We start from the raw sequence: 14,846 nt of genomic DNA on the forward strand, positions 1-14,846 counted from the left end.
TGAAGATGAAATGGATTAGTGAACAGACTCCGTCCCTGGAACGGGTGGCATTGGTCGAAGGAGGACGGGTCGTCGAGTACCATGAACAGATGCGGGATGAGATTCGGGTCGGTACGTTGCTGCATGCCAAAGTCGATCGGTTGCATCCGACACTGGAAGCGGCATTTTTGATTGCGACGGATGGGACGCCGCTTTATTTACCGATCAATGAGACGCTCGAGACGTTACGCCGTTATCCGGAAGTTCCGACAATCGGCCAAGCCGTTCAGGTCGGTCAAACCTTACTCGTACAGGTGGTGAAAGAAGGGGCTGCGCCGAAACAGCATAAAGTCACACAAAACATCACCTACGGCGGACGGTTTCTCGTCTATTTCCCGTATGGACGCCGTGTACGCTTCAGCCGCAAACTGGATCTCGTCGTCCAGCAGCAGCTGGCGAAAGTGATTCCGGTAGCGGAAGAAGAAGGGATTTTATACCGGACAGAAGCGGCACAAGCCGAGGTCGGAGTGTTGATGACGGAATTAAAGCAATTGCGTGCGCGTCATCAACACATGCTACAGCAGGCGACGCTGGAACAGGATGAGCCGTTGATCATTCAGGAAGCGAAACGGTTAAGTCATGTCGCCGAAGCGCTTGTCACGACCAGAGCGGAGAAAGAGCGGCTCGAGCAGATGGGGTTGCAAGTCGAGCGTCCGGTCATCAAAGGGCGCCTGCCGGTCATGGAACAGGTCGACCGGGCGATTGAGAAGGCACTGGACCGGGTCGTTTGGCTTGATGGTGGTGCTTACCTGTTGATTGAAGAAGTCGAGACGATGACCGTGATTGATGTCAACAGCGGGAAAACGGTTTCCGTCAAAGAACAAAAGCGGACATTTGATCAAATCAATGAAGCAGCTGCTGTTGAAATCATGCGGCAACTCCGTTTGCGGAATATTAGCGGCATGATTGCCGTCGATTTTTTAAGGGGTTCCAGTAAAGGGCAGACACGGGTGACGCAACTGTTGAAGGAACGGGCCGCACATGAGTCAAAACAGATTGAAGTATACGGTTTTACGAAGATGGGATTATGTGAATTGACGCGTCAGCGGCACGGAAAGTCCTTATTCGAACGGTCCCGGGATCACGGTCAGCCGTCTAGGATTGCCATCCACCGGCAACTCGAACCGCGGCTGATGGAACTGGCAACTCATGCGGAGGCGGCGGTCGTGCGTGCTCCGCTCGCTTTGCTCAGTCCGTTGCTTCTTGCCGAAAGTCCTCTCGAATTGCTTCTGGTAGAAGGCGAACCGGGGATTCTATTTACCGGCACGAAAGCCGATTGTGACGATTTCGTCAAAAGACAATAAGAATAAAGGAGAACGTTATTGACAACAGTCAGCATCGTTTGGTATTCTGAATAACGTTAGTTCGTTTGGAAAGCACCCAAATGACTACAACCGCACAGACCGGGTTTTAAAGCATCCGCTGCCCGTGATGGCGAGTCTGAGTTCCTAAGAGGAGGTGCACGTAATGTACGCAATTATTAAAACTGGTGGTAAACAAGTTAAAGTCGAAGCTGGCCAAGAGATCTACGTTGAGAAATTAAACGCAGACGTCGACAGCACAGTAGAATTCGGCGAAGTCTTGATCCTTGGTGGTGACGATGTTAAAGTCGGCGCTCCACTCGTAGAAGGTGCGAAGGTCGTAGCAACGGTCATCAAACACGCTCGCGCGAAAAAGATCACAGTCTTCAAAATGAAAGCTAAAAAGAACTACCGTCGTAAGCAAGGTCACCGTCAACCTTACACGAAGGTCCGCATCGAGAAAATCGAAGCGTAAGCCATGATACGTGTCAAGATTCGACGAGATGAAGCGGATTTGATCCGTTCCATCGAAGTGACAGGACATGCCGAGTTCGCTGAGCCTGGTTTAGATTTAGTCTGTGCCGGCACATCAAGTGTGATCTTCGGGGCATATAATGCCATCGAATCACTGCTCGGGCAGGTCCTGCTCCTTGAAATGGCAGAACAACAAGAAGGTGGCTACTTTTACGTAGAACCGTATGCTGACTTAGCACCGGATGTCAGTGAACGCACCCAATTGTTACTGGAAGCGATGTTGGTCCAGCTTGGAACCATCGCCGACAGTTACGGTGAGTTTATCCAACTTGAACAAATATAGGAGGTGGATTCCACATGTTGAAACTTAATCTTCAGTTCTTCGCATCGAAAAAAGGGGTAGGTTCGACAAAGAACGGTCGTGACTCGCAATCGAAACGCCTTGGGGCGAAACGTGCAGACGGTCAAACTGTTTCTGCTGGTTCAATCCTCTACCGCCAACGCGGTACGAAGATTCACCCAGGTATGAACGTCGGACGTGGTGGCGATGATACACTTTTCGCAACTGCAACTGGTGTCGTTCGTTTCGAACGTCTCGGACGCGACAAAAAACAAGTCAGCGTTTACCCAGCATAAGTGATCGATGAAGCAGACTCTAGCCACTTTCAGGGGTTAGGGTCTGTTTTTTTTAGGAGGGAACGACTGATGAAGGATGAACAGGTACTGGATCTTTTGAAGTCACTTCGTCACGAATGGTTGAATCGGTTACAACTTGTTCGTTCATATAGCGCGATGGGTGACGAGGCGGCTGTTGAATCGATTTGTTCAATGTATCGGGAACAAGCGTCGCGAGAAGGACGACTTTCCCTGATTGGACTACCGAAAACGGCACTCGCACTGCAACGAGCAGATTGGACAGGCCTAACTGTCGAATATGATGTAATCGAAATACCAAAGCAGATCGAGGATTCACGCTTGGCGTCTATTCTTGAAGCTGCGTTTGACATGATAGAAGTGGGGAATGGAGAAGTATCCGTGACCTTCCATGAGGGCGTGACCATCGAGATCTATCGGGATCTACTAGATATGTCGCGCCTTAAAGATCTAGTGACGCCGATGGAGATCGAGTCACAGACAGAACATGAGTGTGTGATTGAAATCGAAAGTCTTCCTGTCGAGGAAGAAAAGTAATAGGAGGGATCTGACATGTTTGTCGATCAGGTAAATATTTATGTAAAAGCAGGAGATGGAGGACGCGGGCAAGTAGCGTTCCGTCGCGAGAAATATGTTCCAGACGGCGGACCAGCCGGAGGAGACGGTGGGCATGGTGCTCACGTCGTTCTCGAAGTGGATGAAGGACTTCGGACGTTGATGGATTTCCGTTACAAACGTCATTTTAAAGCCGTTCAGGGTGAAAACGGGATGTCGAAAGGCATGCACGGACGTAAAGCCGAGCACCTTGTCGTTAAAGTCCCACCCGGCACCGTCGTGTATGACGATGATACGGATGCAGTCATCGCTGACCTTGTTCATCACGGACAACAAGCCATCGTGGCAAAAGGCGGACGCGGCGGACGTGGTAACTCACGTTTCGCAACACCAGCGAACCCGGCTCCGGAACATGCAGAGAATGGTGAACCCGGTGAAGAGAAATACTTGAAACTCGAATTGAAAATGCTCGCAGATGTCGGACTTGTCGGCTTCCCAAGTGTCGGGAAATCAACGATGCTGTCGATCGTCTCAGCAGCCCGTCCGAAAATCGGGGCGTATCACTTTACGACGATTACGCCGAACATCGGTGTCGTTGAAACGGAAGACAGCCGCAGCTTCGTCATGGCCGATTTACCGGGTCTGATTGAAGGGGCAAGCGAAGGTGTAGGTCTTGGTCACCAGTTCCTCCGTCACGTCGAGCGGACGAAAGTCATCGTGCACGTCATCGATATGAGTGGTATGGAAGGACGCGATCCGATTGACGATTACAATATCATCAACAAGGAGCTTGCGGACTACAACCTTCGTCTGACAGAACGACCACAAGTCGTTGTCGCCAACAAAATGGATATGCCGGATGCGGAAGCGAATCTCGAAGCATTCAAAGAAGCATTCCCGGATCTTGAAGTGTTTGCCATCTCGGCTGCAACACGCCAAGGGTTACGCGACCTCTTGTTCCGCATCGCTGATCTTGTTGATGCGACGCCGGAATTCGGTCTCGAAGAACTCGAAGAAAAAACAGCGACACCACGTGTCGTTTACGGATATGAAGCACCGGAAGCCGGATTTACGGTTTCGAAAGATGAAGATGATTGCTTCGTCATCAAAGGACCACGGATCGAGAAGCTGTTTACAATGACAAACTTCATGCGTGAAGAATCCATCAAACGCTTTGCCCGGACGTTGCGTCAAATGGGTGTCGATGAAGAACTTCGTAAGATGGGTGCGATTGACGGTGACGTCGTTCGAATCCGCGACTTCGAATTCGAATTCATCGAGTCTTCGTTCTAAAATACAACAAGTTCATTTGAGAAATGGAGTGTGAGAGCATCGTGGACCCACTTCCCGCGATTCAGTTCATCTGGTTTTTCGTCCTGCTTGTCATCTCGGCCTTTTTCTCCTCGTCTGAAACCGCCTTGTCGAGTGCAAACCGGTTACGGATTTTGCATCAGTCGGAGGAGGGGAGCCGTCGTGCGACCCAAGCTCTTCGTCTGTTGCAACGGTATGAGGAGACGCTGACCGCCATCTTAATCGGAAACACCTTGTCTAACCTCGGTGTCGCGATGATCGGTGGCTGGTTGGCGATGACGGTATCGACGGATCTATTGGTACAAATCAGTATTGTTTTTCTGACGTTTCTGTTCATCTTGTTATTTGGGGAGCTCATTCCTAAATCCTATGCTCGGGAACATGCGGAAACGTATGTGTTTTGGATCAGTGGTCCGTTGCATGTCTGTCTGAGTCTCTTTAAACCGGCGATTTTCCTGTTTCTGAAGTTACGACAGGTTGCGTTGTTGCTGATTGGGGCCGATCCGAAAGGACCGCTTGTCACCGAACAGGAATTACGGGCTTTAGTCGATATCAGTGAAGAAGAAGGTGTCATGGACGAAGCGGGAGCAGAAATCGTGCATCGGGCGGTTGACTTTAAGAATGTCACGGTCGAAGAAGCACTGACACCGCGAACGAATATTCAGGCAATCGACATTGATGCCGGTTTTGATGAAATTTTACGTGAAGTGCAAAAAGGCGGATTCTCGCGTTTGCCGGTCTATAAGGATTCGATTGATCACATCATCGGAGTTTTATCAGAACGTGACTTTTTACGGGAATTCGTCAAGCACGGACGTGTCGAAATTCGCGAATTGATCCGTCCGGTTTCGTTTGTCGTTCCGCAAACCCACATCATTGATTTGCTGCCGGAATTAAAAGTCAAACAGTCACATATGGCTGTTGTACTGGATGAATTCGGAGGAACAGCCGGTTTGATTACACTGGAGGATATTCTCGAGGAACTGGTCGGAGAGATCTGGGATGAACATGATGAATCACTCGAGTACACGAAACAGGTGAGCCCGAACCGGTATGAATGTCTGGCGGAATACGACATCGAAGATTTTTGTCATCAATTTGACTTGGCGATGCCGGAAACGGAAGCGCAGTCGCTTGGAGGCTGGATCATGGAAGATGTCGGTCATATTCCGGAAGTGGGGACTCAGATGGTGTATGGACCGTTGACCTTGACTGTCCTGCACGTCGAAAACCGGCGGGTCCGGACCGTTTCAGCCGTATTCTCACAACATGAACCATCAGAAGGAACGGACGATTTAAACGTCTGATCTGCATAACAAAAGGCCCGTTCCGATTAGGAATGGGCCTTTTTGTTATGAAAGGATGTATTTAAAAGGCATCCTCGTGATTAAACATCGAGTTCTGAAACAAGAATACCCAAACGGTCGAGCGCATCGATTGCGGCATTTAACGCTTCTTCGTTATCAGCTTCCAGCGTATGAATGTGGACACCATCCGTCAAAGTGGATAAAGGGGTCGCCTGCGTTTCTTCCAGTTGTTCGATCAACGCCCGGACATCGCGGCGGCTTTTCAGCATCAATTCTCCTGTTAAAAAGCCGTAGACGGGATGTTCGACGATGACATCACGGATGATGACACCTTCATCGACGACGGCGTCACACTCTGCTTTTAATTGATCACTACCGTGCCGGCAAACGACTTTTCTCATATGGCGGGATTCGTCAAGCTCCGGATGATTTAATAGATATCCCCGGGCAGTCGCAACGACAGGATGTCCTTTTGCTTTTAGCAATGATAAATCCTGCACGATGACCTGGCGGCTGACACCTGCCTGCTTCGCCAACTTCGTTCCTGTGACGGGTTGTTCGCTTTGTTGAATGATTTCTAACAACTCTTGCCGGCGTTCTTCTCCGGACTGTCTTCTTCCCATGATTATTCCTGCCTTTCCAATTAATCTGATTCCTCCAGAGAACATAGAACATCGATACATCGCTCTACTTCCTCGGCTGTTGTCATCCGACCGAAACTGAGTCGAATCAATCCATGAGCCGCCGACTCATCAAAACCAATCGCCCGTAAAGTCGAGTTGGGGCCATTTTCACCTGCACGACAAGCGCTTCCCGCCGAGACGGCAATTCCGGCACGGTTCAGGGCGAGGAGGACGAATTGACCATCCCGTTGTTTCGTATGAATGGCACAAATCGAATGAAGTTGCTGAGGGGACTCAATGATTTGATAATAAGCAGCTGGAAGTCTTTTTTTTAGCATACCACGAAATCTTTTGCTCGATGTCTGGATCTGTTGATTTTCCTGAAGATAACGGTGACATGCCATCATGAAAGCAGCAATTCCCGGGACATCGACGGTTCCCGGCCGGATTCCGAATTCGTGGTGCGCCTCATAATAGGGACTGAACAGGGGATGACGCAAATAGACGGCACCGAGTCCTTTCGGTCCATACACTTTATGACTGCTGATCGTATAAGCTTCGACGTCGGTCAAATCAACCGGGTTCTTCAAAAAGCCTTGAATCCCGTCACAGTGGAACAGAATACCTTTTTTTCGGCAAAAGGCGGCAATCGCGGCAATCGGAAAGATGAATCCTGTTTCTGAGTTTACCTGCTGGATAGAGACGACACCGACCTCTTCCGTACATGCTTGTTCGAATAAGTCCCAGTCGAATTCACCGGTCGTCTTTAAATCGAGTGCCTGCCAATGGACTGCCCACCGTTGCAAAGGAAGTAAAACGGAATCGTGTTCCGATTTAAGTGTCAAGACAGTTGTCTTATTGGTTTGGCGGAGAAGATGGCTTAAAGCGATGTAATTAGCTTCAGAACCGCTGCCCGTAAATATAATCGTTCCTTCCGTTACACCGAGCCATTGCATTAATTTATTCCGTGCCTGTTCCAGCAGTTGAAGGGCGTCTTCTCCCGTGTCATGGAGCGAAGAACTGTTGCCGTAGAACCGTTCTGCCGTGTCCCGATACTGTTCGATGGCATCCGGGTGCATAGGTGTCGTTGCCGCATGGTCTAAATAAATCATCAATTATCGTATCCTTTCATCTTGTCACTCAGCTAAAAATATGCCAAACTTATTGTCAAGTCAATAGTAAATATAAATGTACAGAGGTGTTTTTCATATGTCTTTACATAAAACAGAAGAAGTGGATGTCTTAATCATCGGGACAGGACTAGCCGCCGTCTCGGTTGCCCTGCATCTTCCGGCTGATCTGAATGTCATTCTTGTCTCAAAAGGAACAAGGACAGAAACAAATTCGATGCGGGCGCAAGGCGGAATTGCGTCAGCGTATCTCGAAGCCGACCATGTCAGCCATCAAGCGGATACGAAGCAGGCGGCAAAAGGGCGGACCGATGAAACGATCATTTCTTTTATCACCGCAACCGGAAAGCAGGTGATTCCGGAACTCGAAGCGTTTGGTGTTAGGTTTGATCGACAGGTGACAGGAGCATACGCTTTAGGTCAGGAAGGGGCACACTCGAGACCACGTATTTTTCACAGTGGAGGAGACCGGACGGGCGAACGTATCATGACGCAACTGCTTCAGCAACTCGTTCATCCCGTCATCGAGGATACCGTCATTACAGAATTGTTGACGAACAGACAACAGGTCGTCGGAGCACGGGGATATCGGGGTCAAAAGCCGGTCGTCTTTTCAGCCCGGGCTGTCATCCTGGCGACAGGCGGCATCGGCGGATTGTTTACAGCCTCGACGAACGAACCGAGCTTGACCGGTGACGGTCTGGCACTCGCTGCTCAAGTTGGCGCCGGTCTATCGGATTTAGGTTATATCCAACATCACCCGACCGTTCTGTTGCATGACGGCGTCAGTCACGGCTTGATTACGGAAGCTTTACGGGGCGCCGGTGCTTTTTTAATGACGGCAGACGGTCGGCGCGTGATGGCGGATCATCCGCAAGGCGACTTGGCGGCCCGGGATGAAGTGGCGATGAGAATCACGACGGTACGAGAACAGGAAGCGGTCTATCTCAATACGACGCCTGTCGAACATCTGCAAACACACTTTCCAACATTTGTTGAAAAATGTGAAATATTGAACATATCACCTGATATCGTCGAAGTGACGACCGGTGTGCACTTTTTAATGGGCGGGATTAAAACGGATCGTCTCGGACGGACAACTGTTCCGGGACTGTATGCAGTCGGAGAGGTCGCTTCAACAGGATTGCACGGAAAAAATCGATTAGCCTCGAACTCACTTCTCGAATGTTTTGTGATGGGCAAGGAACTGGCGTTACGACTCCAGTTGCCGCCCCGTCTGCCGTTGTCTGAAAATCAGTTCAAAGAAGATGAAGAGAAGGTGGCACTTGACCCATCATGGACAGAAGCGCTGGCCGTCCATCTTGATGAAACCGTACTTAAACAAACCTTGGAAACCTTCAAAAACCAACCGGAGGAACGGGCAACAGGACGGGACGCTGAACTGAGGCGCCTGCATCTGATGACGGCAAAGCTGTTGCTTGAAGGTGCAATTCAACGATTAAAAGGAGACCGACAACATGAACAGATGGTATCTACGACGACAGCTTGAGGATTTTTTGGTGGAAGACATCGGGCATCAGGATGTGACGAGTGAGGTGTGTTTAACCGGCGATGAACTAGGAACCGGTCACTTCATGACGAAAGAGGACGGTATTTTTTGCGGCGAAGCGGTATTGGTCGAACTAGCACGACTGCTGGGAGTCGAACACGAAACACTTGTCCGTGACGGAGAACCGATAGTCCGGGGACAAGTCGTTGCGAAGTGGACCGGGCGGTTACAAGCGATTTTAACGGGAGAGCGGGTCGCATTGAATCTGATTCAGCGGACGTCCGGAATCGCGACATTGACGCATCAGGCTGTCCGTCTGGTCGCCGGGAACGTCCGGATTGCGGATACCCGTAAAACAACACCGGGACTCCGGATGCTTGAGAAACATGCGGTTCGAGTCGGAGGCGGATTCAATCACCGCGGTCGACTCGATGACGCCGTCATGATCAAAGATAATCACATCACCGTCGCCGGTTCGATTACAGCAGCTGTCCGTCGGGCGAAGGCGCAAGTCGGTCATACGACACCGATTGAAGTCGAAGTCGAGACCGGTGAAGAGGTCAAGGAAGCAGTTGCAGCAGGGGTCGACATTATCATGCTCGACAACCGGACACCGGAAGAAATTAAGCGGTTCCGGTCATGGATTCCGAAATCAATCACCGTTGAATTGTCCGGCGGGATCACGCTGGATACGTTGCCAGCCTATAGTGAGTGCGGGGCAGATTACATCTCACTCGGAGCATTGACCCATTCGGCACCGGCGTTAGACATCAGTATGAAAATTGCGGGAGGAAAAAAAGATGAGTCTTGATTTATTTACAGAGCAGGGGATTCCAAAAACGTACTCAGAAAAAACGGATGCACAATTAGTGACAATCATTAAAGGTATCAAAGAACGGATGGGCTCACGGTTATTTTTACCGGCACATCATTATCAGAAAGATGAGGTCGTTCAGTTCGCCGATGCGACCGGAGATTCACTCCAGCTCGCCCAACTGGCGAAACAGATGACAGACGCAGAATATACTGTTTTTTGCGGCGTTCATTTCATGGCAGAGACGGCAGATATGCTGACGGATCAAACACATACAGTCGTCTTACCGGACATGCGGGCCGGTTGTTCAATGGCTGATATGGCAAATGGATTTCAGACGGAACGGGCATATGAGATATTGACGAACCGGTTGGGCCGATCGATTCTCCCGCTGACCTATGTCAATTCAACGGCTGAAATCAAAGCGTTTGTCGGACGGCACGGTGGAGCGACGGTCACGTCCTCGAATGCCGTTCCGATGGTCGAATGGGCACTCGGGGAACGCGAGATTCTTTTTTTCCTGCCTGACCAACATCTCGGGCGAAATACGGCACATGCTTTGGGGATTCCCCTGGAACAGATGGCAGTCTGGGATCCGATTGCGGATCGGCTGATATTCGACGGAGCGGATGAGGACATCCGGGTCGTCCTGTGGAAAGGACATTGTTCCGTCCATGAGAAGTTTACGGTCGGACAAATTGAACAGTTCCGTCAAGCGGACCCCGAGCGGAAAATTCTTGTTCATCCGGAGTGTTCCTTTGAGGTCGTGGCAGCATCGGACCTGAACAGTTCGACAGCCTATATCATCGATCAAATCAAACGGGCGGAACCGGGGACGAAATGGGCGATCGGTACAGAGATGAACTTAGTCCAACGACTGGCGAACGATTATCCGCAACTCGATATCGTCTCCTTGAATCCCTTCATGTGTCCCTGTCTGACGATGAACCGGATTGATTTACGACACCTCGCCTGGTCGCTCGAACAAATCGAAGCCGGTCAGCCGGTCAATATCATCACCGTTGATCCGGAAACGACGCGATATGCGGTACTTGCACTCGAACGGATGCTTGAACGTTCTTGATCGTCCGAAAAGAAAAGTCAATCTGAACCATTTACGCACTACGAACCAGAGAAAGGAATGTCGCATTCCGTTTTTCTGGTTCGTTTTTTTAGTAGTTTAGAAGAGATGAATTTCCATCGTGACCGTCTTCCGTTTAAAGAATTACGTTTTGAAGAGCCTCCTCATTATATGCTACAATAACACGAGAGTTTGTTAATGGATGGGAGCGTTCTAAAGTGATAGAATTCGTACGCGGCGAAGTCGCTTATGTCTGTGCGGAATTCGTGACGATCGAGGTCGGGGGGATTGGCTACAAAATCGTAGCACCGAACCCGTTTTTTTATCGGACCGGAGACGAACAGGTTATCGTATATACGTATCATTATGTCAGAGAAGACCAGGAAGTTTTGTTCGGATTCCGTTCAAGACGGGAACGGGCGCTGTTCACAAAATTGCTTGGCGTAACGGGAATCGGTCCTAAAGGATCACTCGCCATTGTGGCGTCCGGAGACGTCGATGCGCTTGTTGAAGCGATTGAGCAGGAAAAGGAAAGTTATTTGATCAAGTTCCCCGGTGTCGGCAAAAAGACTGCGAAGCAGATGACCCTTGATTTAAAAGGGAAGTTGGCAGAGCTCGCACCGGATTATATTCCGAGCGAAGGATTATTTGCCCAAGGAAATGCGGAATTAAATGAAGCATGTGAAGCGTTGACGGCACTCGGATACAGTGAACGGGAAGTCGAAAAAGTCAAAAAAGCACTTCAAGGTGAAGTGTTGTCGACGGATCAATATGTGAAGCGGGCGTTGCAGTTGTTATTGAATGTGAGGTGAGAACGTGGAAGAACGGATTTTGTCAGAATCCGCACATGCGGAAGATCAGGAAGAGTGGAGTTTGCGTCCTCAGACACTTGATCAATATATTGGTCAAGAGAAGGCAAAAGGCAACTTAAGTGTCTTTATCCAAGCGGCAAAAATCCGTCAGGAAACACTGGACCACGTACTTTTATACGGTCCTCCCGGTCTTGGTAAGACGACGCTTGCGACAATCATTGCCAATGAGATGGGGGTCGGTATCAAGACGACAGCCGGACCGGCGATTGAACGTCCGGGCGATTTGGCTGCTATTTTATCTTCGCTCGAACCGGGAGATGTCTTGTTCATCGATGAGATTCACCGGTTAAGCCGGTCGATTGAGGAAATTCTTTATCCGGCGATGGAAGACTATTGCCTCGATATCGTCATCGGTCAAGGCGAACTCGCCCGCAGTGTGCGGATTGATTTACCGCCGTTTACCCTCGTCGGAGCAACGACGCGGGCCGGTATGTTATCGGCTCCGCTTCGTGACCGGTTTGGAGTGACGCTGAAACTCGAGTACTATACGATGCCGGAATTGTCGGCGATTGTTACACGGACGTCCCGCTTGTTTGGTTTTGAAGCGGACCGGATGGCAGCGGAAGCGATTGCGCTCCGTTCCCGGGGAACACCCCGTGTCGCCAACCGTCTGTTGCGGCGTGTCCGTGATTTTGCACAAGTCGCACACCAAACGGCAATCGATGCGACACTTGCGACGGGCGCCCTTGATCGTCTGCATGTGGATGCACTCGGGCTGGATGACGTCGATCACCGTCTGTTACGTTCGCTTGCCGAACGTTTTGCCGGCGGACCGGTCGGCCTTGAAACGATTGCTGCGACGATCGGTGAAGATGCCCAGACGATTGAAGATGTCTATGAACCATACTTGCTGCAGCAAGGATTTTTACAACGTACACCACGCGGTCGTGTTTTGACGCCGTTTGCGCGGCAACATTTAGGATTGAAAGAAGGAAACTAAAGATGGATGTAAATTTATTTGATTTTCATTTACCGGAAGAGCAGATTGCGCAAGTGCCTTTGCTCGATCGGACAAGTTCGAAGCTGATGGTCGTCAACCGGGAAACCGGCGCCCTTCGGCATGAAAAATTTCATGATATCGTCTCGTATTTTAATGCGGGGGATACTCTTGTCATCAATGATACAAAGGTCTTGCCGGCACGCCTATTTGGTGTCAAGGAAGAGACCGGCGGCAAAATCGAACTGTTGTTACTCAAACAGACAAGCGATGACGTCTGGGAGACACTCGCGAAACCGGCGAAACGCGTCAAACCGGGAACCGTCCTGTCCTTTGGTGACGGATTGCTCCGCGCGGAATGTGTCGAAGCACTCGACGACGGCGGACGGATCCTGAAGTTCTCGTATACAGGGATTTTTTATGAAGTACTCGATCAACTCGGGACGATGCCGTTGCCGCCTTATATCCACGAGCAGCTTGAAGATCAGGATCGTTACCAGACCGTTTACGCCCGGGAACGGGGAAGTGCGGCAGCTCCGACAGCCGGTCTTCACTTTACGCCGGAACTGTTGCAGGCCCTGACGGATAAAGGGGTTCAGCTTGCGCCGTTGACGTTGCACGTCGGACTCGGGACATTCCGTCCGGTCTCTGTTGATGACGTCGACAGCCACAAAATGCACAGTGAATACTACGAGTTACCGGAGTCTTCCGCAAAGATTTTACGCGAGACCCGCAAAAACGGCGGACGGATCATTGCTGTCGGAACGACTTCGACACGAACGCTTGAGACCGTCATCCGCGATCATGGGGATTTTGTTGAAGCTTCCGGTTGGACGGATATTTTCATCTATCCCGGTCAGGAAATTAAAGGAATCGACGGATTGATTACGAACTTCCACTTGCCGAAGTCGACGTTGATCATGCTCGTATCCGCTTTATCGACCCGCGAACACATATTACATGCCTATGAAGAAGCTGTTGCACAAAACTACCGATTCTTTAGTTTCGGAGACGCAATGTTCTTAACGAGAGAGGAATTAAACCGATGACAAAACATGCAGTAACGTACGAACATATCAAGACTTGTAAACAATCTGGTGCGCGGTTAGGAATCGTCCATACGCCGCACGGCAGCTTCGAGACTCCTGTTTTCATGCCGGTCGGGACACAAGCGACAGTCAAGACAATGGCGCCGGAACAGATCAAAGACATGAACGCGAACATCATTTTGTCAAATACGTATCATTTGTGGGTCCGTCCGGGACATGATGTCATCAAGGAAGCCGGCGGTCTCCATAAATTCATGAACTGGGACGGTGCGATTTTAACCGATTCGGGCGGATTCCAAGTCTTTTCACTCGCTGATTTGCGCAACATCACGGAAGAGGGTGTCAACTTCCGCAACCACTTGAACGGAGACAAACTATTCCTGTCACCGGAAAAAGCGATGGAAATCCAGAATGCCCTCGGTTCGGATATCATGATGGCCTTTGATGAGTGTCCGCCATTCCCGGCTTCTCACGAATACATGAAAGCTTCAGTCGAGCGGACAAGCCGCTGGGCGGAACGTTGCCTTGAAGCTCATGAACGGCCGCAGGATCAAGCATTGTTCGGGATTATTCAAGGCGGAGAGTATGAAGATTTACGCCGCCAAAGCGCACGCGATCTCGCATCGCTTGATTTCCCGGGTTATGCAGTCGGCGGTCTGTCGGTCGGAGAGCCGAAAGACGTCATGTATCGTGCCCTTGATTTCACGACACCACTCATGCCGGAAGACAAGCCGCGTTATTTGATGGGCGTCGGTTCGCCGGATGCCTTGATCGAAGGAGCCATCCGCGGGATTGACATGTTTGACTGTGTCTTGCCGACCCGGATTGCCCGCAATGGTACGTTGATGACATCAAGCGGACGTCTCGTCGTCCGGAATGCCAAATACGCGCGTGATTTCCGTCCGCTCGACGAAAAGTGTGATTGCTACGCCTGTAAGAATTACTCGCGTGCTTATATCCATCACTTAATCCGGGCACAGGAAACATTTGGTCTTCACCTTTGTTCGACACATAATCTTCACTTCCTCGTCAAGTTGATGGAAGGCGTCCGTCAAGCGATTCGCGAAGATCGTCTGCTTGATTTCAAAGACGAATTCTTCGAAGAATACGGTTATAATTTACCGAACGCGAAGAATTTCTGATAAATGGTCTGACAATTCTATTCTTTTTACGGTATAATGAACGTGAT

16 protein-coding genes and 1 other annotated feature are annotated in these 14,846 nt (G+C 50.2%); of the genes, 14 read left to right on the forward strand and 2 right to left on the reverse strand.

Annotation, left to right across the window (positions count from 1 at the left end; all coding sequences use genetic code 11):
* Positions 1–5 precede the first annotated feature (5 nt).
* From KNP91_RS11945 to KNP91_RS11975, 7 genes are all read left to right on the forward strand, one after another.
* Positions 6–1,343: a ribonuclease E/G gene (locus KNP91_RS11945; protein ID WP_214850218.1), complete on the forward strand. Its 1,338-nt coding sequence runs from the start codon at positions 6–8 to the stop codon at positions 1,341–1,343.
* Between the two features lie 78 nt (positions 1,344–1,421).
* Positions 1,422–1,491 (forward strand) — a sequence feature (ribosomal protein L21 leader region).
* A gap of 15 nt (positions 1,492–1,506) precedes the next feature.
* Positions 1,507–1,815, forward strand: a complete 309-nt coding sequence (gene rplU / locus KNP91_RS11950; protein WP_012370978.1) for a 50S ribosomal protein L21 — start codon at positions 1,507–1,509, stop codon at positions 1,813–1,815.
* Positions 1,816–1,818: 3 nt separating this feature from the next.
* The gene (locus KNP91_RS11955; protein WP_012370977.1) at positions 1,819–2,157 is read left to right on the forward strand and encodes a ribosomal-processing cysteine protease Prp; all 339 of its coding nucleotides are present in this window, start codon (positions 1,819–1,821) and stop codon (positions 2,155–2,157) included.
* Positions 2,158–2,171: 14 nt separating this feature from the next.
* Positions 2,172–2,450 (forward strand): 50S ribosomal protein L27, encoded by a 279-nt coding sequence (gene rpmA, locus KNP91_RS11960; RefSeq protein WP_012370976.1) that lies wholly within the window; start codon positions 2,172–2,174, stop codon positions 2,448–2,450.
* A 69-nt stretch (positions 2,451–2,519) separates the two neighbouring features.
* Positions 2,520–3,005 (forward strand): Spo0B domain-containing protein, encoded by a 486-nt coding sequence (locus KNP91_RS11965; protein ID WP_012370975.1) that lies wholly within the window; start codon positions 2,520–2,522, stop codon positions 3,003–3,005.
* Between the two features lie 15 nt (positions 3,006–3,020).
* Positions 3,021–4,316, forward strand: coding sequence for a GTPase ObgE (obgE, locus tag KNP91_RS11970; RefSeq protein ID WP_012370974.1), 1,296 nt, complete (start codon positions 3,021–3,023; stop codon positions 4,314–4,316).
* Positions 4,317–4,357: 41 nt separating this feature from the next.
* Complete coding sequence (locus KNP91_RS11975; protein ID WP_214763523.1) at positions 4,358–5,641, forward strand: hemolysin family protein; 1,284 nt, start codon at positions 4,358–4,360, stop codon at positions 5,639–5,641.
* A gap of 80 nt (positions 5,642–5,721) precedes the next feature.
* On the opposite strand, the gene KNP91_RS11980 is transcribed toward KNP91_RS11975, so the two are convergent.
* Together KNP91_RS11980 and KNP91_RS11985 are read right to left on the reverse strand one after the other, a co-directional pair.
* Positions 5,722–6,264, reverse strand: coding sequence for a transcription repressor NadR (locus KNP91_RS11980; protein WP_214850221.1), 543 nt, complete (start codon positions 6,262–6,264; stop codon positions 5,722–5,724).
* Between the two features lie 20 nt (positions 6,265–6,284).
* Complete coding sequence (locus KNP91_RS11985) at positions 6,285–7,376, reverse strand: cysteine desulfurase family protein (RefSeq protein ID WP_214850225.1); 1,092 nt, start codon at positions 7,374–7,376, stop codon at positions 6,285–6,287.
* Between the two features lie 97 nt (positions 7,377–7,473).
* On the opposite strand from KNP91_RS11985, the gene KNP91_RS11990 reads away from it, so the two are divergent.
* From KNP91_RS11990 to tgt, 7 genes are all read left to right on the forward strand, one after another.
* Positions 7,474–8,904: an L-aspartate oxidase gene (locus KNP91_RS11990; RefSeq protein ID WP_214850228.1), complete on the forward strand. Its 1,431-nt coding sequence runs from the start codon at positions 7,474–7,476 to the stop codon at positions 8,902–8,904.
* The gene (gene nadC, locus KNP91_RS11995) at positions 8,873–9,715 is read left to right on the forward strand and encodes a carboxylating nicotinate-nucleotide diphosphorylase (RefSeq protein WP_214850230.1); all 843 of its coding nucleotides are present in this window, start codon (positions 8,873–8,875) and stop codon (positions 9,713–9,715) included. The genes KNP91_RS11990 and nadC overlap by 32 nt, the downstream gene beginning before the upstream one ends.
* Positions 9,705–10,802 (forward strand): quinolinate synthase NadA, encoded by a 1,098-nt coding sequence (gene nadA / locus KNP91_RS12000; RefSeq protein ID WP_214850233.1) that lies wholly within the window; start codon positions 9,705–9,707, stop codon positions 10,800–10,802. Before nadC ends, nadA begins: the two co-directional genes overlap by 11 nt.
* 215 nt (positions 10,803–11,017) lie before the next feature.
* Positions 11,018–11,611, forward strand: a complete 594-nt coding sequence (ruvA, locus tag KNP91_RS12005; RefSeq protein ID WP_012370967.1) for a Holliday junction branch migration protein RuvA — start codon at positions 11,018–11,020, stop codon at positions 11,609–11,611.
* A 4-nt stretch (positions 11,612–11,615) separates the two neighbouring features.
* On the forward strand, positions 11,616–12,611 hold the full coding sequence (gene ruvB / locus KNP91_RS12010) for a Holliday junction branch migration DNA helicase RuvB (protein WP_214763533.1): 996 nt from the start codon (positions 11,616–11,618) through the stop codon (positions 12,609–12,611).
* A 2-nt stretch (positions 12,612–12,613) separates the two neighbouring features.
* Positions 12,614–13,657, forward strand: coding sequence for a tRNA preQ1(34) S-adenosylmethionine ribosyltransferase-isomerase QueA (gene queA, locus KNP91_RS12015; RefSeq protein ID WP_012370965.1), 1,044 nt, complete (start codon positions 12,614–12,616; stop codon positions 13,655–13,657).
* The gene (tgt, locus tag KNP91_RS12020) at positions 13,654–14,799 is read left to right on the forward strand and encodes a tRNA guanosine(34) transglycosylase Tgt (RefSeq protein ID WP_026827829.1); all 1,146 of its coding nucleotides are present in this window, start codon (positions 13,654–13,656) and stop codon (positions 14,797–14,799) included. The genes queA and tgt overlap by 4 nt, the downstream gene beginning before the upstream one ends.
* Positions 14,800–14,846: the final 47 nt, after the last annotated feature.

It is taken from the genome of Exiguobacterium sp. s138, from assembly GCF_018618775.1.
In the GTDB taxonomy this organism is placed as follows: domain Bacteria; phylum Bacillota; class Bacilli; order Exiguobacteriales; family Exiguobacteriaceae; genus Exiguobacterium_A; species Exiguobacterium_A artemiae.